A 23490-nucleotide genomic window follows, 5' to 3' on the forward strand; every position below is an offset into this window, starting at 1 on the left:
TGGATGACCTCAGGCAGGCGCGGCTCAGACACGGCGTTCGCGGTCCGTCGCGGCCCAGTCGAGCAGGGACAGGCCGGCGCCGCGGGCGCTGCGGCGCGTGGAAAGGATGGTGTCCACCGTCTCGTCCGGGAGGGTCTCGACCATGATCGAGAGCCCGTCGCAGTCGCTGACGTGGGGAAGGATCTGCCGGGTCAGTTCGACGCCGCGCTCCGCGTCGGCCTCGGTGAGGGCCTCCTTGCCGGCGAGTTCGTAGATCTCCCGGACGTTGAGGACGGCCCCGTCGTGGTCGGCGAGGAGCTTGTCCACGTAGGCCTCGCCGAAGATGGCGACGAGCCGCGGGTACATCGCCTCCTCCTCGTACCGGAAGTGCGGCCCCATGGCGGAGTCGATCGCGGTGATGAGGCCGCGGACCCGCTCGGCGTCGCGGGCCCGGAAGCCCTCCACGAGGTCGAGGAGGAGGTCGCGGACGGCGCGATGCTCCGTCCGGAAGATGTCGGTGAATTCTTGGACGAGGGTCACTTCCAGCCTTTCTGGGTGCGTTGCAGAACTGCGGGGAACGGCCGGCGGGGCGTGCCCGGGACGGGCGGCCCGTAGCCGAAGCGGATGATGGCCTGGATGTGCCCCGCCGGGCGGGTGGCGCCGGTGTCGGGACGGCTGCCGGACTGCATGTCCCACGGCTGCGACAGCAGCGACGTGGACAGCCCGCGCCTGGTCGCCGTCAGCAGGATCCGCTGCAGGGCCTGACCGGCGAGCAGCCAGTCGGCGGGTTCGTCGCCCTGGGTGAGCAGGACGCCGAGCTGCGGCCGGACGGCGAAGTCGTCGGCGTCGCGCCCGGTCACGGGTCCCGCGAGGCCGAAGTCGCGCATCGGCAGGCCGCGCCCGGTGGGCCGGGGGCCGTAGGCGTACCAGGGAATGCCGTCGTCGCGTCCCCGGCCGCACGTCCAGCGGGCGAGCTCGGTGAGGTAGCGGTCGTCGGCGACGAGCCTGCGGTCGGCGTCGGCGACCAGGCTGAGCAGGTACGCGGTGGTCTGCGGTCCGGGCATCCCGAGCGCGGCGCCCTCGGCCCGCGCGGCCTCCACCAGTTCGTCCCGGACGGCCCGCGACACGATGCGCTTGGAGAAGGGGCGGCGGCTGGTGCGGCGGTGCGGGATCGTCGCGTAGAGCTCGGCGTGCGTCGACGACGGCATCGGCGCCTCCTCGACGGCCACGGCGGCCACGAGGTTCGGGTCGTCCACGTTGTCGGGGAAGGACTGGACGAGCGGCCGGTGCCCGGTCATCCGGATCCCGAGCCGGAGGTTGAACAGGGCGGCGCCGCACGAGATGTACAGGGCGCGGCCCCGCGGGTCGAGGACGTCGAGCTTCCGGTCGGGGTCCGCGTGCAGTTCCAGGACGGACGCGTCGTGGAGCCGGAAGCGCCAGGGCTGGGTGTTGTGCACCGACGGGGCCGCGGTGGCCGCGGTCACGAGGCGCCGGACGCCGACGTGCGTTGCGAATGGGTGGGGCATGGGCACCTCCACGTGCTGCCGGTCCTCATCGTCGTGGGCGGCGATGGAGGTTCCCAGGGGCGAAGGTCCCCGTAGGCGGGGACCGAAGGTCAGTGGTCCCGGCGGGAGACGAGGCCGGCGCCGAGGCCGGTGAAGAGGGCGCCGAGGCCGGCGGCGAGCGTGGTGACCTGCCATGCCTGGTAGGCCGACATGAGGGACGCGCGGAGCATCTCGCCGGTGAACGCGGTGCGCTGCAGCTCGGTGAGCCGGGTCCCGTCGCCGCCCTCCGCCTTCACGGCCGCGAGTTCCGCGCCGAGCTGCGCGTACGTGCGGCCGCCGGTGAAGCCGGCGAGGTTCGTCCGGATCACGTCGGCGAACGCGCACGCCTGGGGGCCGGTCTCGACGCGGCGTCCGGCGTGGCGGGCGTACGCGGCGGGCGGGTCGTCGGGGAAGGCGATCTCCTGCGCGGCCAGTTCCCGGCGGATCTGCCGGCGGCCGAGGCCGGCGCGGATCAGCATGGCGGGCCCGGCGACGAGCATGGCGACGCCGACGGCGTCGAGCAGGGGTCCTCCGGTGCGGGACGGGATGCGCATGGCGGTGTTTCTCCTCCGGGACGGGGCGGTGCCCTCAGCGTGACCCGTCGGAGGAGGCGGAAGGCAGGGCCTTGGGTCCCGGGTGAACCAGGTCATAGGTCATTCCGCGGCTGGGATGTGAAACTTTGCTTCAAGTGGGCACAAGGGGCTTACTCGTGCCTACGAAGGAGAGTGCGCCAGTGACCATCACGGGCATCATCACTGCGATCGTCATCGGAGCGATCATCGGGGCGGTCGGGCGGCTGGTCCTGCCGGGGCGGCAGCCCATCGGAATCCTGCTCACCATCGGCGTCGGCATCGTCGCGGCGCTCGTCGGGACGGTCATCGCCCAGTCGGTCGGGGTGGCGACCACCAACGGGATCGACTGGATCGAGCTGGTCTTCCAGATCGGGATGGCCGCGATCGGAGTGGCCGCCGTCGCCGCGTTCCAGCGGCGCGGTGCCGGCCACCGCTGATCCACCGGCCGACCCGGGGGAACCGGGGACTCATGTCGGAGCGGCCGTCCACGGCGAGTGCCGTGGACGGCCGCCGCGTAAGCGGGGAGTGATCGCTTACGTGGTCGGGCTAACACCCGGAACCGGCTGGAGTTACCCACGGGTACGGCATGCTGGACGGCATGAAGCCGAAGGCCATGCTCGCCATCGCCGGGGCGGTCGGCGGGACGGTGCTCGCCACGGCGGGCGTCGCCGCGTTCGCCCTGGACGGGGACGGGGACGGTTCCGTCCGGCCCGCCGCGAACGCCCGCTCGTACCAGGACGCCGCGCAGATCGGCGACGTTCTGCGCGAGCACGGCGCGACCGGCTGCGCGGCCGACCCCTCCCGCGTCGAATGCCGCTACGCCGGACGGTACGTCGCCGCCACCGTCATCACCCCCGATCTGGGCATGACCGTCGACACCGCGCTGCGGAGCTGGCGGACCGGCGTCGGGCAGAGCGCCCTCGGCGAGCAGGGCGAGTTCGCGATCCTGCGGGGCCCGAACTGGCTCGTGACCGGCCCCGGGGAGCTCATCGCCAAGGTCAGGCCCGCGCTCGGGGGGAAGGCGCTCCGCTGTGACAAACCCTACGGAACCTGCGTCTGATCCGGGCGGTCCCCTAATGTGACGAGTGCCCGGGAGGCGGGCGATTCGCGTGGCAGAATGATGCCTCGCGTCCCACGGGGCTCATCAGACCAGGCGCGATCCGGGAGGAGGTGCGGCGGCGTGTCCCAGGCAGGCCGGCGCGCCCGTCCCGCCGCGCGGGCCGGTGCCCGCACCACCGCGGTGCTCACCGTCCTGACGCTCGGCGCGGCCGTCGCCGTCCCGGTCGCGATCGCTCCCGGCGACGACCGGCTCGCCCCCCGGCAGGACGTCCGCGGCGCCGCCGCGGGCGCCCCCTTCGCCGCGGCCGCCGCGTCCCGCGCCGACCAGATCCGCGCCCGCGAGTGGCACCTGACGGCGATGCGCGCGCAGCGGGCCTGGAAGTGGTCCAAGGGCGCGGGCGTCACCGTCGCCGTCCTCGACACCGGCGTCGACCGCCGCCACCCCGACCTCACCGGACGCGTCGTCAGCGGCCCCGACCTCGCCGGCGGCGCGCGCCGCCCCGGCGGCCGGTACTGGGGCCTGCACGGGACGTCGATGGCCAGCATCATCGCCGGTCACGGCCACGGCCCCGGGCTGTCGGAGGGGATGATGGGGGTCGCGCCGCAGAGCCGGATCCTGTCCGTCCGGGTGACGCTGGAGAACGACGACCCGCTGCGGCGCGGCGACCAGCAGGCCGCCGGCGACCGCGACCCCGTCGCGCAGGGCATCCGGTACGCCGTCGACCAGGGCGCCGACATCATCAACATGTCGCTCGGCGGCGGCCGCCCCGCCTACAACGGCAGCCGGTCGGGGGAGAGCGCCATCAGGTACGCGCTCGGCAAGGGCGTCGTGCTGATCGCGTCCGCGGGCAACGACGGGTCGAGCGCGAACCGGAAGAACTTCCCCGCCGCGTACCCGGGCGTCATCGCCGTCGGCGCGCTCGACAAGCGGCTGCGCGTGTGGAAGGACAGCAACCGGCACCCGTACGTGGCGGTCTGCGCGCCCGGCGTCGACATCGTCAGCGCCGACGCGGGCGGCGGCTACATCGTCGGGTCGGGCACGAGCGCGTCGTCGGCGATGGTCGCCGGGGTCGCCGCGCTCGTCCGCTCCCGCTACCCGGACCTCGACCCGGAGGACGTGCGCCGCGCCCTCGTCCAGGGGTCGCCCGCGCGCGCCGGCCGCCCGACCGGGTCCAGCACCTGCGCCGGGCCCGTGGACGCCGTCCGCACGCTCGTCGCCGCGGCCGCGATCAACCGCACGGCGGGCGCCCCGGAGCCGGCGCCCCCGGCGTCGGCGAGCCCCGCGCCCATCGCGGAGCAGGAGCCCGCCGAGGACTCCGGGTGGCTCCTGCCGGCGGTGCTCGGCGGCGGCGGGGTGCTGGTGGTCGTCGGGCTCGTGCTCGGCTGGCGGCAGCGGCGCCCCGAGGAGGAGGACGCGCCGGACGCGCTGCCGGACGAGCCCCGCGAGCCCGTCGCCGCGAGCGTCGCCGCGGCCCAGGCCGGACCGCCCCCCGAGTTCGCCGGCACCCCCGAACCGGTCCCGGTCGAGGAGCCGCCGCCCGGCCCGGCGCCCAGGCCCGCGCCGGAGCTGCGTCCGTTCGTCCCGGGGGAGTTCGCGCCGGACGGCGGCGCCCGGGCCCCCGCCCCCCTCAACGGCAACGGCCACGCGCCCGCGAACGGCGGCGTGCCCGCGAACGGCGATGCGCACACGAGCAGGCCCGGCGACCCGTCCCCGGCCGGCGACACCGGACCCCTCGACGACGAGGACTGGGAGCGGTTCCGCCGCAGCGCCCTGGCCGACCCCGGCGAGCCCGCCGTCACGGACGAGCCCGCCGCCCCGCCGCCCGCGAAACCGGACGACGACGAGGAGTACCGCCCGCCCTGGTGGTAGCGGAGCCTCGGCGCTACTCCGGCGGGCGTAGGGGGAGTGCCTCCGGCCGTACGACGACGGCGGCCGGACCTGTCCCGGAGCATCGATCCATCCGAACGAGACCGGAGGTCGATGACCATGCTGACGACATTCGCGACGCGGTTCCACCCCGGGTGGCACGGCGAGGGCGACCCGCCCGCCTTCTGGCCCGTCTTCCCGATCACCTTCAGCCTGCTCTGGCTGGCCGTCCTGATCGGCGCCTTCTACCTGATCCGCCGCCGGACGCCTGCGGCGGGCGCGGGCGACCCGATGGCGGGGGCCCGGTCGATCCTCGCCGAGCGGTTCGCCCGCGGCGAGATCGACGACGACGAGTTCCTCCGGCGCATGGCGGGCCTCCACGGCTCGTCATGACGAGCCGCCTCCCGGCTCATCGGCGGGCGGGCTGCGGCTCTGCCCGGCTCCCGTCCCGGATCGCGCGGGGCTCAGCAGGGGGCGTGGCGCGCGCCGGCCTCTTCGAAGATGCGCAGGACGCCGTCCGGGTCCATCGGAACCCGGGCGGCGGTGTCGGCGAAGCGGGTGAGGAGCCGGGCGAACGCGGTGCGCTCCGCGTCCGTCCAGCCGGCCATCAGCGTGTCGAGGTAGCCGCGGCGGAACCGGTCCGCGACGTCCTTGACCCGGCGGCCGGTATCGGTCAGCCCGAGGTTGGCGCGGCGCGCGTCGACCGGGGACGGGCGGCGCGACACCAGCCCGGCGTCGATCGCGTGCGTGACGAGGCGGCTCGCCGTCGACGGGTCGACGTCCAGGGCGTCCGCGACGGCGCCGACGGTGACCTCGGCCGGGGGGCCGGTCGCGGTCAGCTCGTGGACCGCGTGCACGACCATCAGGTTCGAGAGCTGGAGGGGGCGCGCGCCCGGCCCGCACGGATTCTGCGCGCGGATGCGCTTCATCAGGTCCGGCTTGGCCCAGACACGCCGGAGATGGAAGAGCGCGACATCGATGCCGGTGAGGACCGGGTCGGGGGCCGTCCCGCCGTCGAGGACCGTCCCCGCGGCCGTGAAGCGCTCCGTCGTCATCCAGGATCTCCCGTTCGTGCCCGCTCCGGCCGGGCCGCCGGACCGAATGGGTCCTCACCCTAGCCCGGGGGCGTCCGCGCACGACGCGCGGTGCCGCTGCGGCGCACGTCCGCTTCCGGGACACGTGGGCCTTGCGAAGTCCCAGGTGAAGGGGGATGTGGTGCACTGAACCCGGCCGATGCCTCCCGCGCGAACCACCGGAACTTGTCGGCCGGGACGGCTAGCATGGCTCCCGGCCGAACCCGGACGACCCGGGATCAGTAACCACAGAGGGGACTTCCATGCGTGCGGCGAACGTCCCCGGCGACGCCCCCCGCGACGGCGCTTCCCCGGCCGCAGGCCCCCACCAGGACGGAACCATGGACGATGGCTCAGCCCTGCAACCCGTGACCGAAGGCCCGGAGGACGACGCCGTCTTCCCCGCCGACCTCCTCTCCGAGCGCGACCGCCGGATCCTCGCCTTCGAACGGCAGTGGTGGAAGTACGCCGGAGCCAAGGAGCAGGCCATCCGCGAACTGTTCGACATGTCGGCGACGCGGTACTACCAGCTCCTGAACATCCTCATCGACCGGCCCGAGGCGCTCGAGTGCGACCCGATGCTGGTCAAGCGTCTCCGCCGGATGCGTTCGCAGCGGCAGCGCCGCCGCGCCGAGCGCCGGTTCGGCATCCGGCCGTGAATCACCCACACTGGTCGGTGTGAACTCTCCCCACCCCGTGACGGCCGCCGGCGCGGCCGGACTCGACGCGATCCGCACCGCTCCCGAGGGGGCCGTGCTCGGCTTCGACTTCGACGGCACCCTCGCCCCGATCGTGGCCGATCCGGCGGCCGCCCGCGCCCATCCCCGGGCGGCCGAGGCGCTGGCCGGCCTCGCCACGCGGGTCGGCGCGATCGTCGTGATCACCGGCCGGCCGGCCGCCGTCGCCGTGGAGTACGGCGGGTTCGCCGGAATCGACGGGCTCGTGGTGCTCGGGCAGTACGGGCTGGAGCGCTGGGAGGCCGGCGTCCTGACCGCGCCCGAGCCGCCGCCCGGCGTGTCGGAGGCGCGCGCGAAGCTGCCGGGCGTGCTCGCCGCGTCCGGCGCCCCGGCCGAGGTGTTCATCGAGGACAAGGGCCGGGCGCTCGCCGTGCACACGCGGCGCTGCGCCGAACCGCAGGTCGCGCTGGAGCGGCTGCGCAGCCTGCTCGCCGCGCTCGCCGAGCGCACCGGCCTGGTCGTGGAGCCCGGACGGTTCGTCCTGGAGCTGCGGCCGCCCGGCATGGACAAGGGCCGGGCGCTGCGCACGTTCCTCGACGAGCGGGGCTCCCGTCCGTCGGCGGTGCTGTTCGCGGGCGACGACCTCGGCGACCTCGCGGCGTTCGACGCGATCGACGCGCTGCGCGACGAAGGGGTTCCCGGCGTGACGGTGTGCAGCGGTTCCACCGAGGTGACCGCGCTGGCCGAGCGCGCGGACCTGGTCGTGGACGGCCCGTCCGGCGTCGTCGACCTGCTCGGAACGCTGCTCGCCCCCACGCCCTGACGCCGTTTCTCATCGCCGGGTGACAAGAGTCGTGACCAGATTTATGAGATCTGGAGCGACTCTTGGACGGCCTCTGTGGATCTCGCTGCCGTTCGGGTCAAAATATGCTGGATTGTGACGGCGGTGTGGCGAACATGGAACCCACGCCCGAGCGGGGGGAGGCTTGACGGTGAACATGGAACCTGGATCTCCACGCCGTCCGGGCGAGCTGGGACGGACGCCGGGGCAGTTCGCGAGCGCCCCGCCCTCATACGACCTGCCTCCCCGGGCCACGCCCACGGACGGCTTCCCCATCGTCTCGCCCACCGCGACGACCACGGGCGGCACACCGATCCCCCCGGGCGCCCCGACCCGTCCCATCGTCGCCGCCGCACCCCCCCTCACGGGGGCGCGCGCTCCGCTGGGGAGGCCCGAGGATCCGGCGGTGCCGCCGGCGCAGCCCGTCAGCCGGCCGCCCGTCGCCGCCGAGACGGCGCCGCCGACCGCCGCGTCCGGGCTGGTGGGGGCCCGGGAGACCAGCGGGGTCCAGGTGCGGCTCGGGTCGCGGTCCGAGCGGCACCTGCGGGCGCGGGAGTCCCGGCAGGGGACGGCGGGACGCCGTAGCGGGATCGTCGCCGCCGGGGTCCTGGCGCTCGCGGCGCTCGTCACCGGCGGCCTGGTCCTGACCTCCGGGCCCGGGGACGAGGAGGGCGGCGGCACCACCGCCGCCGGCGGGACCGACGCGGGCGCGCCGGCCGGGCGGCTGCCACGGGGCGGGACGCCGATCGAGGTCGGCACCGCCGACGGCGCCCGGTACCGCATCGCGGCCGTGACCGGCGGCGTGAACGACGGCGTGGCGCCGACGCTCCAGTCGTCCCCGCCGACCGGAACGTCGTTCGCCTACATCGAGTACGTCCTGACGAACCCGACGAAGCAGCAGGTGCTGCTCGACTTCCCCGGCGACGTGTTCGTGAGGCGGAACCTGGTGACGCCGGACGCGCGCGGACGCTGCATGCCGCAGGCCGGGGTCCCCGAGGACATGTGCACGCCGCCGACCCGCAGCGAGGTCGTCCGCACGCTCTCCGGCGGCCGGCCGGTCGACGGGGACGGCGGCGACAAGTACATGCCGGCGGGCGCGTCCTACCTCGTCCGGGCGACGGTCGACGTGCCCGTGCAGAAGACGCTGACCAGCAGCGACATGGGCCTCTACGTGTGGAAGCAGCTCTATATGGCGGATCGGCTGGCGAAGCGCGCGCCGTTCCCGAAGGGCTGACGCCGGGCACCCGCCGTGGCCGGATGTGATGGCGTCCGGTGCGACTCTCCCGCGCCCGCTATGGATTCCGCGGCCGTTTGCGCCAAGATGTGCTGATCGTGACGGCATCGCGGCCACCACGGAATCAACGCCCGAAATGCGAGAGGCTAGACGGTGAACACGGAACCCGGACCCCTGCATCGCCAAGGCGGCCTCGGCGGCGCGCCGCCCGAACCCGGCCCCGGCGCGGCCCCCCGTTCCGCGGCCGGGCTCACGGGGTCGTACGAGACGGGCGGCGTGGAGGTGCGGATCGGCTCGCGCGCCGAGCGGCGCCGCGACGCCCGCGCCGGGCGGGGGTCCGCGGGCCGCCTCGGCATCCTGGTCGGGGGCGGAGTGCTCGGGCTCGCGGTGCTGGTCACGGCAGGTCTCCTGCTGATCCCCGGCTCCGAGGACGAGACGGACGGGAAGGTCACCGCCAACGGCGGTACCGAGACCGCGACCGCGACGGCGGGCGGCCCGCGCCCGCGCGGCGGCGCCCCGATCGAGGTCGGCACCGCGTACGGCGCCCGGTACCGGATCGCGGCCGTGACCGCCGGGGTGAACGACGGCGTGGCCGCGACGCTCACGTCGCCGCCGCCGGCCGGCATGTCGTTCGCCTACATCGAGTACGTCCTGACGAACCCGACGAAGCAGCAGGTGCTGCTCGACTTCCCCGGCGACGTGTTCGTGAAGCGGAACCTGGTGATTGCGTCCGCGCGCACACGATGCGAACCGCAGACGGGGGTTCCGGCGAGCATGTGCACGCCGCCGACCCGCAGCGAGGTCGTCCAAACCATCTCCGGCGGCAGGCCGGTGGCGGGGGACGGCGGCGACAAGTACATGCCGGCGGGCGCGTCCTACCTCGTCCGGGCGACGATGAACGTGCCGGTGCGGCGGACGGTGACCCGCCGCGACCTGGGGCTGTACGTGTGGGGCCAGATCTACATGGGCGACCGGCCGGCGAAGCACGCCCCCTTCCCCGCGAAATGAGACCGCCGTGGCCTGCCGGACGCGTCCGGCGGACCACGGCGGCCGTCCTCGGGGTTACTCCGCCTCAGGGTCATCGGCGAGGATCCCGTAGAGGCGGCGGCGGGCGTCGTTGACGACGTCCAGGGCACGGGCCTTCTGCGCCTCGCTGCCGACGGCCATGACCTGGTGCAGGGCGCCCATCAGCTGCCCGATGGCCTCGCGTCCGCGCAGGACGTTCTCACCGGCGGCCTCGGCGACCTCGTCCCAGGGGGCGATGGTCTGCTTCGCGGCCTCCTCCCCTCCGGTCGCGGTGAGGGAGAACAGCCGCTTGCCGCCCTCCTCCCTGCTGCTGACCAGGCCCTCGTCCTCCAGCAGCTGGAGGGTCGGGTAGACCGAACCCGGGCTCGGCCGCCAGACGCCGCCGGTGCGGCCGTCCAGCTCCTGGATCATCTCGTAGCCGTGCATGGGCCGCTCGGCGAGCAGGGCCAGCAGGGCGGCGCGGACGTTTCCGCGCCGGGTGCGCCGGCCGCGTCCACCGCCCCTGCCTCGCGGGCCGCCGGGACCGGGTCCGAAACCGGGCCCCCAGGGGCCGAACCCTTCGCCGCGGCGCGCGCGCTGCCCGGAGTTCCGGGGGCCGCCGCGCCGTGATTCGTGGTGATACATCGATGACTCCTTCAGTCGATTGCTTGCGATGCATTAACGATATATCGGAATCTGTCGTGATGCAAACCGTGCACACAGCGAACGACCCCGCCACCGGCGGTCCGGTGACGGGGTCGTGTCGCGTGCGGGAAGGCTAGGGGCCGGTGACCTTCAGCGTGCCGAGGACGCTCTTGGTCACGTCGCGGCCGTCGGACTCCTTGATCCGGATCCACAGGCCGAACTTGCCGGACCTGTCCTTCAGGCCGACCTCGGTGACGAACGGCGTCCCCGCCTTGCAGCCGGTGAACCGCGTGATCGTCCCGCTGAGCGCCTTGTCGGGCGTCGTGTAGTTCTCCACCGCGCCCTTCGTGCACTGCGCGTGGGTCGCCGCGCCGGGCGGCGGCAGCTTCCCGTCGGCGACGTCCGTGGTCACGCCGATGAAGACGCCGGGGCTCTTGCCGTCGCCCTTGAAGCCCGCGATGTCCGGCGTGGCGCGCAGCACCGGCCGCGCCTGCGGGTCGGCGAGCGCGACGGTCGACGGCTGCCAGGTGGCCTCCTGCTGCTTCGGCCACACCTTCGGCACCGCGACCTTGATCTTGCCGGACGCGTCGGTGATCGCGACGAAGTCCTTCGGGACGCCGCCCTTGCCGTCCTCGCCGTCCTTCCCGCCGTCGTCGCCGGAGAACAGCGTGCCGAGCGCGAGACCGCCCGCCAGCGCGACCGCCAGCACGATCGCCGTGATGATCAGCGGGGTCACGAACCTCTTCGGCGTCCCGCCGGACCGCCCGCCGCCCTGCTGCCCGGGGCCGGGCGGCGGCTGGAAGCCGGTGGGCGGCGGCGCGCCGAACGGCTGCCCCGAGCCGCCCTGCTGCCCGGGAGGACCGGGGTGGCCGGGTTGTCCCGGGCCGCCCGGCCCCTGCGGGGGCCCGGGGGGCGGCTGGGCCGGGAACACGGCCGTCTTGCCCTGATCGCCCGGCGGGGGCGCGGGGCGGCCCTGGTCGGGACTCGTCGGCGACTCCAGCGGACCGCCGGCCGGCCGGTCGACGACCGTCGCGTCGCCGGGCCCCTGAGCGGCCGGCGGGACGCGCATCTCGGACGTCCGGTCGTCGTCCCCCGGCTCCTCGAACCGCGTCTGCGCCGCGGGCGGCTGCTCCGTGCCGGACGGCGAGGTGTGCCCCGGGCCGCTCGGCGGCTGCTGGGCACCGCCGGGCGGCGACTGGGCACCGCCGGGCGTGCCGTCGGGATGGAAGTCCTGGACGGTCTCGTCCGACGAGATCGGCGGCGGTCCGGCGGGCGTCGCGGGCGGTGCGGGGGTCGCGGGGGTCGCCGTCGGACGCAGCGTCGACAGCGCCTCGGCGAACGCCTCCGCGGTCGGCCAGCGCTTCTCCCGCTCGACCTCCAGGGCGCGCAGGATCACCTGGTCGAGCGCGGGGGAGACGCCCTCGCGCAGCTCGCTCGGGGGGACCTTCACCGGCGCCGGGCCGGGCGCCCGCCCGGTCAGCATGTGGTAGATCAGCGCGCCGAGCCCGTACACGTCGGCGCGCACGTCCAGCCCGCCGCCGAAACGCGCCTGCTCGGGCGACATGTACCCGGGCGTCCCGACCGGCAGCGTGAACGCCCCGGACGCGTGCGCGAGCGCCTTGGCGAGCCCGAGGTCGGCGATGAGCAGCTTCTCGCCGCCGTCCGGCGTCGACTGGAACAGCACGTTGGACGGCTTGAGGTCGCGGTGGATCACGCCCAGCGTGTTGATCACCTCGACGCCGTAGGCGATCTCCTCGGCGAGCGCAAGGGCTTCGTTGACCGCAAGTGGCCGTTCGCGCATGCGGTCCCCGAGGGTTCCGCGATCCGCGTAGGACATGACGAAGTAGGGCCGCCCGTCGGGAAGCTCCCCGATGTCGTGGACGCGGACCAGCCGCTCGGAGTCGGCGCGGCGCAGGATCCGCGCCTCCTCCAGGAACCGATTCCGCACGTCCAGGTCGTCGATGAGGCTGCCGGACAGGACCTTGATGGCGACCTGCGACTCGAGTGCGTCGTCGTGCCCGAGCCACACAGACGCGAACGCCCCGGAACCCAGGACGCGGTCGATTCGGTAACGGCCGACTGATGGTGGGAAGGACACTCCCGTATCATGCCGAACAAACGGGGTGAGTGCGTGATCGAGACTTGAGGCGCGGCGATGGCATTCGATGAGAGGACCGAGGAGCTGGCGGGCAAGGCCGCCCAGGGCGACCAGGGCGCCCTGAACGAGCTCCTCCGCAAGATCGAGCCGGACGTGCTGCGGCACAGCTCCCGGTTCCTGCCCTGCCGGCAGGACGCCGAGGAGGCATGCCAGGACGCGCTGCTGCAGGTCGCCCGCAACATCCACCGGTTCGAGGGCAGGTCCCGGTTCAGCACGTGGCTGCACGTCGTCGTGGCGAACTCGGCCCGCTCCACCTACCGGTCGCTGAAGCGCCGCTCGGTCGAGCAGGCCGGCGAGCTGCCCCAGCAGCGTCCCGACCCGCGCCGCACCAGTGTCATCGCGGGCTCCCGGGTCGACATCCTGGACGCCATGGAAGACCTCGAGGCCCGCAAGCCCGACCTCATCCAGGCCCTCGTCCTGCGGGACGTCTCCCAGCTGGAGTACGCGGAGATCGCCGAGCAGCTCAAGCTGCCGCTCGGCACGGTGAAGTCCCGCATCCACGAGGCCCGCAAGCAGGTCAGGCAGACGCTCGGCGAGTCCTACACCTGACGCCGCCGCGTGCATGGCGCGGCTAAAACATCGGTCATCCGACGGCAACCTTGCGCCCAGTCACTGGATGCGGCGGGACCGGCGCGGCGACGATTTCCGCATGTCACCAGCCCTTTGCACGTCCGACCGGCCAATCTTCGTCCTCGGCTGCCCGCGCTCGGGGACAACGCTGCTCCAGCTCATGCTGCACTCGCACCCGCGGATCGCGATCCCGGCCGAGACCCGGTTCCTGCTGAACGTCTACCGGGCGCGGATCAACTTCGGCGACCTCGGCGACCCGGAGAACCGCCGGATGCTGGCGCGCTGGATCACCGACCGCAAGGAGACCAAGTTCGGTGACCTCGGGCTGGACGCCGACCAGGTGGTCGAGGAGATCGTCGCCGGCCCGCCGACCGTCGGCTCGGCGATCGGCATCGTGTTCCGCTCGTACGCCCGTTCGCACGGCAAGCCGCGCTGGGGCGACAAGCGGCCGAGCTACTTCAAGCACATCCCGACGCTCCAGCGGATGTTCCCGAACGCCCAGTTCATCCACCTCATCCGGGACGGCCGGGACTGCGTGGCCTCCCTGCAGGAGATGCCCTGGTACCACCTGGACGTGCACCACGCGATCTCCGCGTGGCGGGAGGCGATCGACACCGGCCGCAAGATGGCGGACCGGCTGGGGCCCGACACCTTCTACGAGCTGCAGTACGAGCGCCTCGTCGCGGACCCCGCCGACGAGCTGACCCGTCTCTGCGCGTTCCTCGGCGAGGAGTTCCACCCGTCGATGGCGGATCCGCGGGACGTCGCGAAGGAGACCGTCCCGTCCCGGAAGAAGTGGCACGACCGCACCCACAGCGCCGTCACGCCGACCCGCGTCGGATCCTGGGCGCAGCGCCTCGAACCGTGGCAGATCGCCCTCGCCGAGACGGCGTTCGGGGACCGGCTCACCGACTACGGGTACGAGCCGAGCGGGCTGCCCAAGCCGTCCGCCGCGCAGCTCGCCCGCCTCGCCCGGACCAGCACCCACCGCCGGATGGCGCAGCGCAAGGCCGACCTCCGCGACCTGTGGCGGCGGCGCAACGAACCTGGACCGGTCGAATGCCGCCTGGAGCCCGTTCAGGCCGCCGAGCCGGTCGAGGGCTGACCGCCCGCCCGCCCCGGCCGGCTCAGCCGAGGGCGGCGAGCTGGTCGGCGAACCAGCGCTGGGGCGGAAGGGCCGTCGCGGCGGCGACCAGGCGGGCGCGGCGCTCCTCGCGCTCGCGGGACGGCATCAGCAGGGCCCGGTGCAGCGCCTCCGCGGTCTGCGACACGTCGTACGGGTTGACCACCAGGGCGTTGTCCGCCAGCTCGGCGGCGGCGCCCGCCTCCCGCGACAGGACCAGTGCGCAGCCCCGCCCGGAAAGGATGGGACCCTCCTTCGCGACGAGGTTCATCCCGTCCCTGATCGGGTTCACGACGAGCACGTCGGCGAGCCCGTACGCGGCGAGCGACCGCGGATAGTCGTCCTTCACCTGGAGGATCAGCGGGTCCCAGTCCGGCGTGCCGAACTCGTCGGTGATCTGCTGCGCCGCCCGCCGTACCGCCGCCGTGTAGTCGCGGTACTCGGGCAGGTCGGTGCGCGACGGGTAGGCGAACGCCAGGTGGACGACGCGTCCGCGCCATTCCGGGTGATTGAGCAGCAGCTCCCGGTACGCGGCGAGCCCGCGCACGATGTTCTTGGACAGCTCCGTCCGGTCGATCCGGACGATGAGCTGCCGGTCGCCGACCTGCGCCCGCAGCGCCTCGGCCCGCTCGGCGACGTCCGGCCGGGCCGCCCGCTCGCGCAGCGCCGCCCCGTCCACCCCGAGGCCGTGGACGCCGATGCGCGTCACCCGCCCGGAGGACGCGACGGTGCGGGCCGCGCGGTCGACCCGCGCGTCCGGCAGCAGCCGCTCGCAGCAGTCGAGGAACGCGGACGCCCACCGCTCCGTAAGGAACCCGGCGTGGTCGGCGCCGAGGATGCCGCGCAGGACCTGCTCGCCGATGTCGTCCGGCAGCAGCCGGTAGTACTCGGGCGGCGCCCACGGGGTGTGCGAGAAGTGCGCGATCTTCAGATCGGGGCGCCGGTCGCGGAGCATCCGGGGGGCCAGCGACAGGTGGTAGTCCTGGATCGCGGCCTTCGCGCCGGGTGCCGCGTCGAGGGCGAGCGCGTCGGCGAACGCGGCGTTGTACGCCTCGTACGACTGCCAGTCGCGGCGCGCCCGCGCGTCGAAGTGCGGGCTGCGCGGGGTGTCGTAGAGCAGGTGGTGGACGAACCACAGCGTCGAGTTCGCGACCGCGTTGTAGGCGCGGTGGAAGGTCGCCTCCGGGATGTCCAGCATCCGGACGGACGCGCCGCCGGTGTCGTGTCCGGCCCGTTCGAGCCTGTTGTCCGGGGCCTGCCCGGCGGCCGTGCGGTCGGCGTCGCCGAGCGCCGCGCAGACCCACAGCACGTCGGTCTCGGCGGCGACGCCGGCGAGGCCGGACACCAGCCCGCCGCCCCCGCGCCGCATGCTGAGCGCGCCGTCATCGGACAGGGAGAACGACACCGGGCCGCGGTTCGAGGCCACCAGCACTTGGCTCATAACCGAAGGGTCTCAGCTGAGACGGCGAAGGTTCAAAGTGACCCGTGAAATTTACCGAGGCGCAAGAGGCAATACGTGACGAAGGCCGGGATTAGGGGATTTCTTTGCGGGTAGCCGACCCGGGGTGAGCGCGTCCGAGACCAGAAAGACGGTTTTGGTCGCCGGGGCGGCGAACCTCCTCCTGGCGGTCACCAAACTCATCGCCGGGGTCCTCGCCGGGTCGAGCGCCATGCTCGCGGAGGGCGCGCACTCGATCGCCGACACCCTCAACGAGGCGTTCCTGCTCACGTCGCTGCGGCGCAGCGCCCGTCCGCCCACCCCGCGCCACCCGTTCGGGTTCGGCAACGAGCGCTACTTCTGGTCGCTGCTCGCCGCCTTCGGCATCTTCGTGGCCGGCGGCGGCTACTCGATCTTCGTGGGCGTCCTGGCGATCACCGGGCGCGGCGGCACCGGCACCGGCGAGCACGCCTGGCTCGCCTTCGGCGTCCTCGGGGTCGCCGCGGTGCTGGAGGGCGGCTCCCTGCTGCGGGCGGTCACCCAGGCGCGGCGGGAGACCCGCGAGAACGGCCGCCCGCTGGTCGACCACGTCCGTACCACGCCGGACGTGACGTTCAAGGCCGCCCTCTTCGAGGACTCCGCCGCCATGGTCGGGCTCGCGTTCGCCTTCGCGGGCCTGATCCTCCGCGAGATCACCGGCTCCGACCTGTGGGACGGCCTGGCCTCCATCCTGATCGGCCTGCTGCTCGTCGTCGTCGCGGTCGTGCTCGGCATCGACAGCCGGCGGCTCCTCATCGGCCAGGCCGCCGAGCCCTCCGTGCAGCGCGAGATCCGCGCCGAGATCGCCGGCGCGCGGGGCGTCACCGGCATCGACGAACTGCTCACCATGCATTTCGGTCCGGACGATCTGCTCGTCGCCGCCAAGGTCCACTTCTCCGACGCGATCAGCGCCGACGAGGCCGAGGACGTCGCCGAGGGCATCGACCGCCGCCTTCGCGAGCGCCTCCCGATCGTCCGGCACGTCTTCCTCGACCCGACCCAGCGCGTGATCAATGACGGCCTCGGGTAACGTCTCACGTGCTGGACGCACCTGCCTGGCATCCGGTCAGATCGGGTAAAGTCATGCCAGATCTCCCTCAACGGGGATGGTCTCGACAACTGAATATCGCTCATCCAGAGGGGTGGAGGGACCGGCCCTGCGAAGCCCCGGCAACCACTCGGCTCATGTGCGCTCGCGATCCTGCGGGGCCGGCCGGGAGATGGTGCCAACTCCGGCCTGCGACCAAGGTGGCGCAGGGAAGATGGGGAGAAAGGCCTCGCCCACATGGCACTCACGCCTGCCGTTGACCTCGGACCCGCTACCGCTCTCGTCTGCCGCGAATGCGGATCCTCCCGCGAACTCGGCCCGCACTACGCATGCGAAGCGTGTTTCGGTCCGCTCGAAATCGCCTACGACTTCGGCTCCGTCACCCGCGAGAGCATCGAGTCCGGCCCCCAGAACATCTGGCGTTACCGCGGGCTGCTGCCCGTCCCGGCGAACGTCGCCGACACCCCCAACATCGAGCCCGGCCTGACCCGCCTGGTGCGCGCCGACCAGCTCGCCGAGTCGCTCGGCCTGCAGCGGCTCTGGGTGAAGGACGACAGCGGCAACCCGACCCACTCGTTCAAGGACCGCGTCGTCGCCGTCGCGCTGGCCGCCGCCCGCGAGCTCGGCTTCAAGGTGCTGGCCTGCCCGTCCACCGGCAACCTCGCGAACGCGGTCGCCGCCGCCGCGGCCCGCGCCGGGATCCGCAGCGCGGTGTTCGTCCCGTCGAACCTCGAGGCGCAGAAGATCATCACGACGGCCGTGTACGGCGGCACGTTCGTGACCGTCGACGGCAACTACGACGACGTCAACCGGCTCGCGTCCGAGATCGCGGGCGAGCAGGAGGACTGGGCGTTCGTCAACGTGAACGTCCGGCCGTACTACGCGGAGGGCTCCAAGACCCTCGGCTACGAGATCGCCGAGCAGCTCGGCTGGCGGCTGCCGGACCAGATCGTGGTGCCGGTCGCGTCCGGCTCCCAGCTCACCAAGATCGACAAGGCGTTCCAGGAGTTCATCAAGCTGGGCCTCGTCGAGGACAGGCCGTACCGCGTGTTCGGCGCGCAGGCCGCCGGCTGCGGCCCCGTCGCCGCCGCGTTCAAGGCGGGCCACGACGTCGTCCGGCCGGTGAAGCCCGACACGATCGCGAAGTCGCTCGCGATCGGCAACCCCGCCGACGGCCCCTACGTCCTGGACGTGGCGCGCCGCACCGGCGGGTCCGTCGAGGACGTCACGGACGAGCAGGTCGTCGAGGGCATCCGCCTCCTCGCGCGCACCGAGGGCATCTTCGGCGAGACCGCCGGCGGCGTCACCGTCGCGACCCTCCGCAAGCTGGTCGAGACCGGGCAGCTCGACCCCGCCGCCGAAACCGTGATCATCAACTCCGGTGACGGCCTCAAGACCCTGGACGCCGTGTCCCCGGTGGTCGCGCCGTCCGCGAACATCGCCCCGTCCCTGGAGGCGTTCCGCGCCGCCGGCCTCGCCTGAGAACGAAGGAGACCAACAATGAGCGTGTCCGTCCGCATCCCGACGATCCTGCGGACCTACACCGGCGGCGAGTCCGAGGTGAAGGCCGACGGCGACACCCTCCGCGCGGTCGTCGCCGACCTGGAGGCCAACTTCACCGGCATCTCCGCCCGCATCCTGGACGACGCGGGCAAGATCCGCCGCTTCGTGAACGTCTACGTCGGTGACGAGGACGTCCGCTTCACCGAGGGCCTGGACACCCCGACCCCGGCGGGCGCCCAGATCTCCATCATCCCGGCGGTCGCGGGCGGCTGACCGCACGCCCTCGCGGGGGGATGGCGGACGACATCGCGAGCCCGACCCGAGTGCGCCCTCGCAGGGCACTCGGGTCGGGCTCGCTCGCTTCGAGGCAGGTCGCAGACGGTCGCGGCGAGGCGGAAACCGCCTGCGCGGGCCGGCCCACGGCACGTTCGAGACCGGCCAAAACGGGCTTTCCTCGCAGGTCGGACGGGTTTCGCCCGGCGTGGACGGGCGGCCCGGGCGAGGATGTTCGTTGCTTGCACTCGGCAGGGTAGAGTGCTAAACAAACATTGGCACTCTGCTGTGGAGAGTGACAGCTTCACAGTTTGTGGGTCGGGGCGACGAGGCCTCAGCCCGGCGGCGGAATGGCAGCCGTCGGCGGGGGCCGTCCGTCGCGGGCGTCGGCTCGATCCCTTCAAGCCACCTTGTTCCGGGAGGACTGGAGCCTATGGCTGCAAAGATGATCGCGTTCGACGAAGAGGCCCGCCGCGGTCTCGAGCGCGGCATGAACCAGCTCGCCGACGCCGTGAAGGTGACCCTTGGTCCCAAGGGGCGCAACGTCGTGCTGGAGAAGAAGTGGGGCGCTCCCACGATCACCAACGACGGTGTGTCGATCGCCAAGGAGATCGAGCTCGAGGACCCGTGGGAGAAGATCGGGGCGGAGCTCGTCAAGGAGGTCGCCAAGAAGACCGACGACGTCGCCGGTGACGGCACCACCACGGCGACCGTCCTCGCCCAGGCCCTGGTACGCGAGGGCCTGCGCAACGTCGCGGCCGGCGCGAACCCGATGTCCCTGAAGCGGGGCATCGAGGCCGCGGTCGAGCGCGTCAGCGAGGAGCTGTCCAAGCTCGCCAAGGACGTGGAGACCAAGGAGCAGATCGCCTCCACCGCCTCCATCTCCGCCGGCGACACGCAGATCGGCGAGATGATCGCCGAGGCGATGGACAAGGTCGGCAAGGAAGGCGTGATCACGGTCGAGGAGAGCCAGACCTTCGGTCTGGAGCTCGAGCTCACCGAGGGCATGCGCTTCGACAAGGGCTACATCTCGCACTACTTCGTGACCGACCCCGAGCGGATGGAAGCGGTCCTCGAGGACCCGTACATCCTGATCGTCCAGGGCAAGGTTTCGGCCAACAAGGACCTGCTGCCGGTCCTCGAGGGTGTCATGCAGGGCGGCAAGCCGCTGCTGATCATCGCGGAGGACGTCGAGGGCGAGGCCCTGGCCACGCTGGTCGTCAACAAGATCCGCGGCATCTTCAAGTCCGTCGCGGTGAAGGCCCCCGGCTTCGGCGACCGCCGCAAGGCCATGCTGCAGGACATCGCCGTCCTCACCGGCGGCCAGGTCATCAGCGAGGACGTCGGCCTCAAGCTGGAGAACACCTCGGTCGACATGCTCGGCCGCGCCCGCAAGATCGTCATCGCCAAGGACGAGACGACGATCGTGGACGGCGCCGGTGACGCCAACGAGATCGCGGGCCGGGTCAACCAGATCCGCACCGAGATCGACAACACCGACTCCGACTACGACCGCGAGAAGCTCCAGGAGCGCCTGGCCAAGCTCGCGGGCGGCGTCGCCGTCATCAAGGCCGGCGCCGCGACCGAGGTGGAGCTCAAGGAGCGCAAGCACCGCATCGAGGACGCCGTCCGCAACGCGAAGGCCGCGGTCGAAGAGGGCATCGTCCCCGGCGGTGGCGTCGCGCTGCTGCAGGCCGGCGCCAAGGCGTTCGACAAGCTGGAGCTTGCGGGCGACGAGGCCACGGGTGCGAACATCGTGAAGCGCGCCCTCGAGGAGCCGCTCAAGCAGATCGCCGTGAACGCCGGCCTCGAAGGCGGCGTCGTGGTGGAGCGGGTCCGCTCGCTCACCCCGGGCGAGGGCCTGAACGCGGCCACCGGCGAGTACGTCAACATGTTCGAGTCGGGCATCCTCGACCCGGCCAAGGTGACCCGGTCCGCGCTGCAGAACGCCTCGTCGATCGCCGCGCTGTTCCTGACCACCGAGGCGGTCATCGCCGAGAAGCCCGAGAAGAACCCGGCCCCGGCGGGCATGCCCGACGGCGGAGGCATGGACTTCTGATCGGCACCGCGTAACCACGCACCATGAGAGGGGCGGCCCCACGGGCCGCCCCTTTTGCGCATCCGGCCCGCCCTCCACCGCACGGCCGGAAAACGCGAGTTCCTTCCCTCCACCCGCGCACCTTGGGAGGATCGCCGCCTGGACACCGTTCCCGCCGCGAAGCGGCGGACGCGTCCACGAGATGCCCCCGACAGGCAGGAGAACCCGTGAGCGACGTCTTCGCCTCCCCCAACCTCAGGGTCGAACAGCCACGCCGAGGCCCCTTCGCCAAATCCCGGTACAGGGTGATGGACGGCGACGGCACCGTCCTCGCCATCGCCGCCGAGAAGAACGACCGCCGCGGCCTGGAGACCCTCCGGACCGCCATCGGCAAATCCGACCTGGACGCCCGAGCGGTCCTCCTCACCACCCCCGACGGCGAACCCCTCCTGATCATCGACAAGGCCGCCGGACGGGAACGCACCGAGATCCGCACGCCCGTCGGTGAACTCCTCGGCGCCTTCGTCACCGAGCGCATCGGCCGCCGCTACCTCCTCCGGGACGGCGAGGACACCCGCGTCGGCCTCGTCACCGTGGACCTCGGACACAACAACTTCGAGGTCACCGCCGTCCAGGGCGGCAAGGTCGCCCACGTCCGCAAGAAATGGGCCGGCCTCGCCACCCACCTGCTCACCAACGCGGACAAGTACGACGTCGAGATCTTCGGCACCGTCCCCGAACCCCTGCGGACCATGGCCGCCATGACCGCCATCGTCATGGACATGAACCTCCACGAATCCAAGGACCTTGTTTGATTGCTGTGTCTGCTTGCAGCGCCCTTGGCGTCAGGCGCTTGGGCGCCTTCCTTCTACGGGCACTGCGGTGCGATCGCTGCATCGCTTCGACTCGCCCGGGGGGCTCGCTGCGCGATCAGGTTCTCGCTTCGCTCGAACCTGGCTTCGCTCGCGATCGCGACGGTTCCGGTCGTCGACGGCTGAGGCGCCGGTCGGGGTCGGCGCGCCGGTTCCCCCACTCGGCTTCCGGTGCACGCCGAGGCGAGGTACGTTCCGCTCGTGCAGGCCGGGCCCGGACGTCCGAACGGCTGGTGGATCTCACCGGCGGTTCCGACCATCGCGAACTGCGCGCTGGCCGTCCTCTGGGCCTTCTCGGGCCTCGGCGGCTGGGGTGAGGCCGCCTTCTGCGGCACCGGCACCGGGCACGACCTCCAGTGCGGCGCGGACTTCGCGACCGCGGTGTCCGCCTCCCTCCCGGTCGCGGCGCTGGCCGCCGGAATCGGCGTGGCCGCCTGGACGACCCCGTCCGTCCGGCACCGCCCGCAACGCCTGGACGCGCTGCTCGCCACGGCGGCCGCCGTCTGGATGATCGCCGAGGGCATCCTCTTCGTCGGCGGCTACCAGGCCAAACCCTGATCCCCGGCCCCGACTCGCATGTGGCGCGTCAGCCCGGGAACAGCCGTCGTCTTGACCTTGACCGCGCTTGAGGTCGCAGGATCATCGCATGGATCTCACGAATACCGCGGTCGTTCTCGGACCGGGTGGTCTGGTCGGAACCGCCTGGATGACGGGACTCGCCGCCGGAATGCGGGAGCACGGCGCGGACCTCGCCGACGCGGACCTGATCGTCGGCAGCTCGGCGGGTGCGATCGTCGGAGCGGCGCTGCGTTCCGGACGGAACCTGGAGGAGCTCGCGGTCCTGCCGACTCCGCGCGGTCCGGCGCCGGGCCCCGGACGGCTGGACGAGGTGCTCGCCGTCCTCGGCGACCCCACCCTGGACCCGGCGCAGGCGCGACGGCTGGCGGGGCGGATCGCGCTGGAGACGGAGACGATCCCCGAGGAAGCCCACCTCGCGTCGATGGAGTTCCTGACCGGGGCGCGGGAGTGGCCACGGGCCCGGCTGCTGATCACAGGAGTCGATGTGGACAGCGGTGAACCCGTGGTGTGGGACCGCGACAGCGGCGCCCCAGCGGTGGCGGCCGTGGCGGCGAGCTGCGCGATGCCGGGCTTCTACCCGCCGATCAGCATCGGCGGACGCCGGTACATGGACGGCGGCATCGCGGGCGGCGGCAACGTCGGCCTGGCCGCCGGCGCCGAGAGGATCGTGCTGGTCGAGCCGGTGGCGCACCTGTACGCCTGGAAGGGGGACGTGCACGTGGACGTCCGGATCGTTCCGGACGAGGAGTCCCTTGAGGTGTTCGGTCCCGTCCTGGGCGACTACACCGTCTGGGGCGCCGCCTACCGCGCCGGCGTCCGCCAGGCCGCGGAGGCGGCCGGCAAGCTCTGAACCGATGAGCGATCTCCGGTGGCGGAGAACCGCGATCGGGAACGAAATCGCAGGTCAAGCGGGACACGCTGCGACTGCCGGGGCGCGGCGCACCGCAGCGACGCGCCGGATGTCGCCGGCCGGTTTGACGTTGCGCCGCCATGGGCATACTGTTCTCTTCGCCCCACGGGGAGCGGGACGCCGAGAGGCGGCCGGCCCAAAGGGAACCCACTCACGAACCAGTCGATGCGGCTTCGTCGCGTCGGCAGCGCCGTGGGCGGGGTCAGAAAAGCTCGAATTTGACATTCGAGCCGGATCTGATGAAATAGCTCCACCGCCGGAAAGGAACCGCGCAAGCGGAACCGAACAGCGGATCGGAAGCCCGGAATTGACAATCCAGGCGGAACCGATAAAGTAAATGAGTCGCCCCGGGGCGAGACTCGCGGATGCGGGTTGAGCGCGGTGGGTGTCCGTTTCTTGAGAACTCAACAGCGTGTTAAAAGCCAGTGCCTTTATCGATCCGG

Annotated in this window: 24 protein-coding genes and 1 riboswitch; of the genes, 17 read left to right on the plus strand and 7 right to left on the minus strand. The window is 72.7% G+C overall.

Annotated elements, in window-relative coordinates; all coding sequences use genetic code 11:
- Positions 1-24 precede the first annotated feature (24 nt).
- The 3 genes from IE99_RS0123890 to IE99_RS0123900 form a co-directional block, all read right to left on the minus strand.
- On the minus strand, positions 25-519 hold the full coding sequence (locus IE99_RS0123890) for a hemerythrin domain-containing protein (protein WP_051713121.1): 495 nt from the start codon (positions 517-519) through the stop codon (positions 25-27).
- Entirely contained in the window at positions 516-1505 is a 990-nt protein-coding gene (locus tag IE99_RS0123895; protein ID WP_037559997.1) for an Acg family FMN-binding oxidoreductase, read from the minus strand. Before IE99_RS0123895 ends, IE99_RS0123890 begins: the two co-directional genes overlap by 4 nt.
- 89 nt (positions 1506-1594) lie before the next feature.
- Positions 1595-2077: a hypothetical protein gene (locus IE99_RS0123900; RefSeq protein ID WP_030175141.1), complete on the minus strand. Its 483-nt coding sequence runs from the start codon at positions 2075-2077 to the stop codon at positions 1595-1597.
- 179 nt (positions 2078-2256) lie between these two features.
- Here IE99_RS0123900 and IE99_RS0123905 point away from each other — a divergent pair, with 179 nt between their 5' ends.
- From IE99_RS0123905 to IE99_RS0123920, 4 genes are all read left to right on the plus strand, one after another.
- Complete coding sequence (locus IE99_RS0123905) at positions 2257-2532, plus strand: GlsB/YeaQ/YmgE family stress response membrane protein (RefSeq protein WP_030175143.1); 276 nt, start codon at positions 2257-2259, stop codon at positions 2530-2532.
- 161 nt (positions 2533-2693) lie between these two features.
- Positions 2694-3155: a hypothetical protein gene (locus IE99_RS0123910; RefSeq protein ID WP_030175146.1), complete on the plus strand. Its 462-nt coding sequence runs from the start codon at positions 2694-2696 to the stop codon at positions 3153-3155.
- Positions 3156-3275: 120 nt separating this feature from the next.
- On the plus strand, positions 3276-5024 hold the full coding sequence (locus IE99_RS30670; protein WP_051713123.1) for a S8 family peptidase: 1749 nt from the start codon (positions 3276-3278) through the stop codon (positions 5022-5024).
- Positions 5025-5141: 117 nt separating this feature from the next.
- Complete coding sequence (locus tag IE99_RS0123920) at positions 5142-5414, plus strand: SHOCT domain-containing protein (protein ID WP_084219889.1); 273 nt, start codon at positions 5142-5144, stop codon at positions 5412-5414.
- Positions 5415-5485: 71 nt separating this feature from the next.
- Here the strand turns inward: IE99_RS0123920 and IE99_RS0123925 are convergent, their stop codons facing one another.
- Positions 5486-6076, minus strand: coding sequence for a MarR family winged helix-turn-helix transcriptional regulator (locus tag IE99_RS0123925; RefSeq protein WP_051713125.1), 591 nt, complete (start codon positions 6074-6076; stop codon positions 5486-5488).
- 359 nt (positions 6077-6435) lie between these two features.
- On the opposite strand from IE99_RS0123925, the gene IE99_RS0123930 reads away from it, so the two are divergent.
- The 4 genes from IE99_RS0123930 (at position 6436) to IE99_RS0123945 (ending at position 9854) form a co-directional block, all read left to right on the plus strand.
- Entirely contained in the window at positions 6436-6753 is a 318-nt protein-coding gene (locus IE99_RS0123930; RefSeq protein WP_030175157.1) for a DUF3263 domain-containing protein, read from the plus strand.
- Positions 6754-6772: 19 nt separating this feature from the next.
- A complete protein-coding gene (gene otsB, locus IE99_RS0123935; protein ID WP_037559982.1) occupies positions 6773-7594 on the plus strand; it encodes a trehalose-phosphatase in 822 nt (273 codons plus the stop codon).
- A gap of 424 nt (positions 7595-8018) precedes the next feature.
- Complete coding sequence (locus IE99_RS0123940) at positions 8019-8846, plus strand: hypothetical protein (protein ID WP_051713127.1); 828 nt, start codon at positions 8019-8021, stop codon at positions 8844-8846.
- A 153-nt stretch (positions 8847-8999) separates the two neighbouring features.
- Positions 9000-9854: a hypothetical protein gene (locus IE99_RS0123945; protein ID WP_030175165.1), complete on the plus strand. Its 855-nt coding sequence runs from the start codon at positions 9000-9002 to the stop codon at positions 9852-9854.
- 54 nt (positions 9855-9908) lie between these two features.
- Here the strand turns inward: IE99_RS0123945 and IE99_RS0123950 are convergent, their stop codons facing one another.
- Both IE99_RS0123950 and IE99_RS30675 read right to left on the minus strand, forming a co-directional pair.
- Positions 9909-10496 carry a PadR family transcriptional regulator gene (locus IE99_RS0123950; protein ID WP_030175167.1) on the minus strand — a complete coding sequence of 196 codons (588 nt, stop codon included), beginning with the start codon at positions 10494-10496 and terminating at the stop codon, positions 9909-9911.
- A 133-nt stretch (positions 10497-10629) separates the two neighbouring features.
- Positions 10630-12594, minus strand: coding sequence for a protein kinase domain-containing protein (locus tag IE99_RS30675; RefSeq protein ID WP_051713129.1), 1965 nt, complete (start codon positions 12592-12594; stop codon positions 10630-10632).
- Positions 12595-12651: 57 nt separating this feature from the next.
- Between IE99_RS30675 and IE99_RS0123965 the strand changes: the two genes are divergently transcribed.
- Together IE99_RS0123965 and IE99_RS0123970 are read left to right on the plus strand one after the other, a co-directional pair.
- Positions 12652-13203, plus strand: coding sequence for an RNA polymerase sigma factor (locus IE99_RS0123965; RefSeq protein WP_030175173.1), 552 nt, complete (start codon positions 12652-12654; stop codon positions 13201-13203).
- A gap of 100 nt (positions 13204-13303) precedes the next feature.
- Positions 13304-14329, plus strand: coding sequence for a sulfotransferase family protein (locus tag IE99_RS0123970; protein WP_030175176.1), 1026 nt, complete (start codon positions 13304-13306; stop codon positions 14327-14329).
- Positions 14330-14351: 22 nt separating this feature from the next.
- Here IE99_RS0123970 and IE99_RS0123975 read toward each other — a convergent pair whose 3' ends face one another.
- Entirely contained in the window at positions 14352-15788 is a 1437-nt protein-coding gene (locus tag IE99_RS0123975) for an alpha,alpha-trehalose-phosphate synthase (UDP-forming) (protein WP_030175179.1), read from the minus strand.
- A gap of 124 nt (positions 15789-15912) precedes the next feature.
- On the opposite strand from IE99_RS0123975, the gene IE99_RS0123980 reads away from it, so the two are divergent.
- From IE99_RS0123980 to IE99_RS0124010, 7 genes are all read left to right on the plus strand, one after another.
- Positions 15913-16854, plus strand: a complete 942-nt coding sequence (locus tag IE99_RS0123980; RefSeq protein ID WP_037559984.1) for a cation diffusion facilitator family transporter — start codon at positions 15913-15915, stop codon at positions 16852-16854.
- Positions 16855-16951: 97 nt separating this feature from the next.
- Positions 16952-17093: riboswitch (SAM riboswitch) on the plus strand.
- Positions 17094-17109: 16 nt separating this feature from the next.
- Positions 17110-18354 carry a threonine synthase gene (thrC, locus tag IE99_RS0123985; protein ID WP_030175185.1) on the plus strand — a complete coding sequence of 415 codons (1245 nt, stop codon included), beginning with the start codon at positions 17110-17112 and terminating at the stop codon, positions 18352-18354.
- A gap of 18 nt (positions 18355-18372) precedes the next feature.
- Positions 18373-18648 (plus strand): MoaD/ThiS family protein, encoded by a 276-nt coding sequence (locus tag IE99_RS0123990; RefSeq protein ID WP_030175188.1) that lies wholly within the window; start codon positions 18373-18375, stop codon positions 18646-18648.
- A gap of 433 nt (positions 18649-19081) precedes the next feature.
- The gene (gene groL, locus IE99_RS0123995) at positions 19082-20707 is read left to right on the plus strand and encodes a chaperonin GroEL (RefSeq protein WP_030175191.1); all 1626 of its coding nucleotides are present in this window, start codon (positions 19082-19084) and stop codon (positions 20705-20707) included.
- A gap of 206 nt (positions 20708-20913) precedes the next feature.
- Positions 20914-21501 (plus strand): phospholipid scramblase-related protein, encoded by a 588-nt coding sequence (locus IE99_RS0124000; RefSeq protein WP_030175194.1) that lies wholly within the window; start codon positions 20914-20916, stop codon positions 21499-21501.
- A 258-nt stretch (positions 21502-21759) separates the two neighbouring features.
- A complete protein-coding gene (locus IE99_RS0124005; RefSeq protein WP_157610464.1) occupies positions 21760-22116 on the plus strand; it encodes a hypothetical protein in 357 nt (118 codons plus the stop codon).
- Between the two features lie 88 nt (positions 22117-22204).
- Positions 22205-22987: a patatin-like phospholipase family protein gene (locus tag IE99_RS0124010; RefSeq protein ID WP_030175201.1), complete on the plus strand. Its 783-nt coding sequence runs from the start codon at positions 22205-22207 to the stop codon at positions 22985-22987.
- The last annotated feature ends 503 nt before the right edge of the window (positions 22988-23490 follow it).

This window comes from Spirillospora albida, from assembly GCF_000718255.1.
In the GTDB taxonomy this organism is placed as follows: Bacteria; Actinomycetota; Actinomycetes; order Streptosporangiales; family Streptosporangiaceae; genus Spirillospora; species Spirillospora albida.

What these genes read in the sequence shown, in the direction of transcription:
- IE99_RS0123975 (WP_030175179.1), bottom strand. Translation starts at nt 15,788, where the DNA reads ATGAGCCAAGTGCTGGTGGCCTCGAACCGCGGCCCGGTGTCGTTCTCC.
- thrC (WP_030175185.1), top strand. Translation starts at nt 17,110, where the DNA reads ATGGCACTCACGCCTGCCGTTGACCTCGGACCCGCTACCGCTCTCGTC.
- IE99_RS0123895 (WP_037559997.1), bottom strand. Translation starts at nt 1,505, where the DNA reads ATGCCCCACCCATTCGCAACGCACGTCGGCGTCCGGCGCCTCGTGACC.
- IE99_RS0123970 (WP_030175176.1), top strand. Translation starts at nt 13,304, where the DNA reads ATGTCACCAGCCCTTTGCACGTCCGACCGGCCAATCTTCGTCCTCGGC.
- IE99_RS0123920 (WP_084219889.1), top strand. Translation starts at nt 5,142, where the DNA reads ATGCTGACGACATTCGCGACGCGGTTCCACCCCGGGTGGCACGGCGAG.
- groL (WP_030175191.1), top strand. Translation starts at nt 19,082, where the DNA reads ATGGCTGCAAAGATGATCGCGTTCGACGAAGAGGCCCGCCGCGGTCTC.
- IE99_RS0123990 (WP_030175188.1), top strand. Translation starts at nt 18,373, where the DNA reads ATGAGCGTGTCCGTCCGCATCCCGACGATCCTGCGGACCTACACCGGC.
- IE99_RS0123965 (WP_030175173.1), top strand. Translation starts at nt 12,652, where the DNA reads ATGGCATTCGATGAGAGGACCGAGGAGCTGGCGGGCAAGGCCGCCCAG.
- IE99_RS0123930 (WP_030175157.1), top strand. Translation starts at nt 6,436, where the DNA reads ATGGACGATGGCTCAGCCCTGCAACCCGTGACCGAAGGCCCGGAGGAC.
- IE99_RS0123925 (WP_051713125.1), bottom strand. Translation starts at nt 6,076, where the DNA reads ATGACGACGGAGCGCTTCACGGCCGCGGGGACGGTCCTCGACGGCGGG.
- IE99_RS0123900 (WP_030175141.1), bottom strand. Translation starts at nt 2,077, where the DNA reads ATGCGCATCCCGTCCCGCACCGGAGGACCCCTGCTCGACGCCGTCGGC.
- IE99_RS0123910 (WP_030175146.1), top strand. Translation starts at nt 2,694, where the DNA reads ATGAAGCCGAAGGCCATGCTCGCCATCGCCGGGGCGGTCGGCGGGACG.
- IE99_RS0123950 (WP_030175167.1), bottom strand. Translation starts at nt 10,496, where the DNA reads ATGTATCACCACGAATCACGGCGCGGCGGCCCCCGGAACTCCGGGCAG.
- IE99_RS0124010 (WP_030175201.1), top strand. Translation starts at nt 22,205, where the DNA reads ATGGATCTCACGAATACCGCGGTCGTTCTCGGACCGGGTGGTCTGGTC.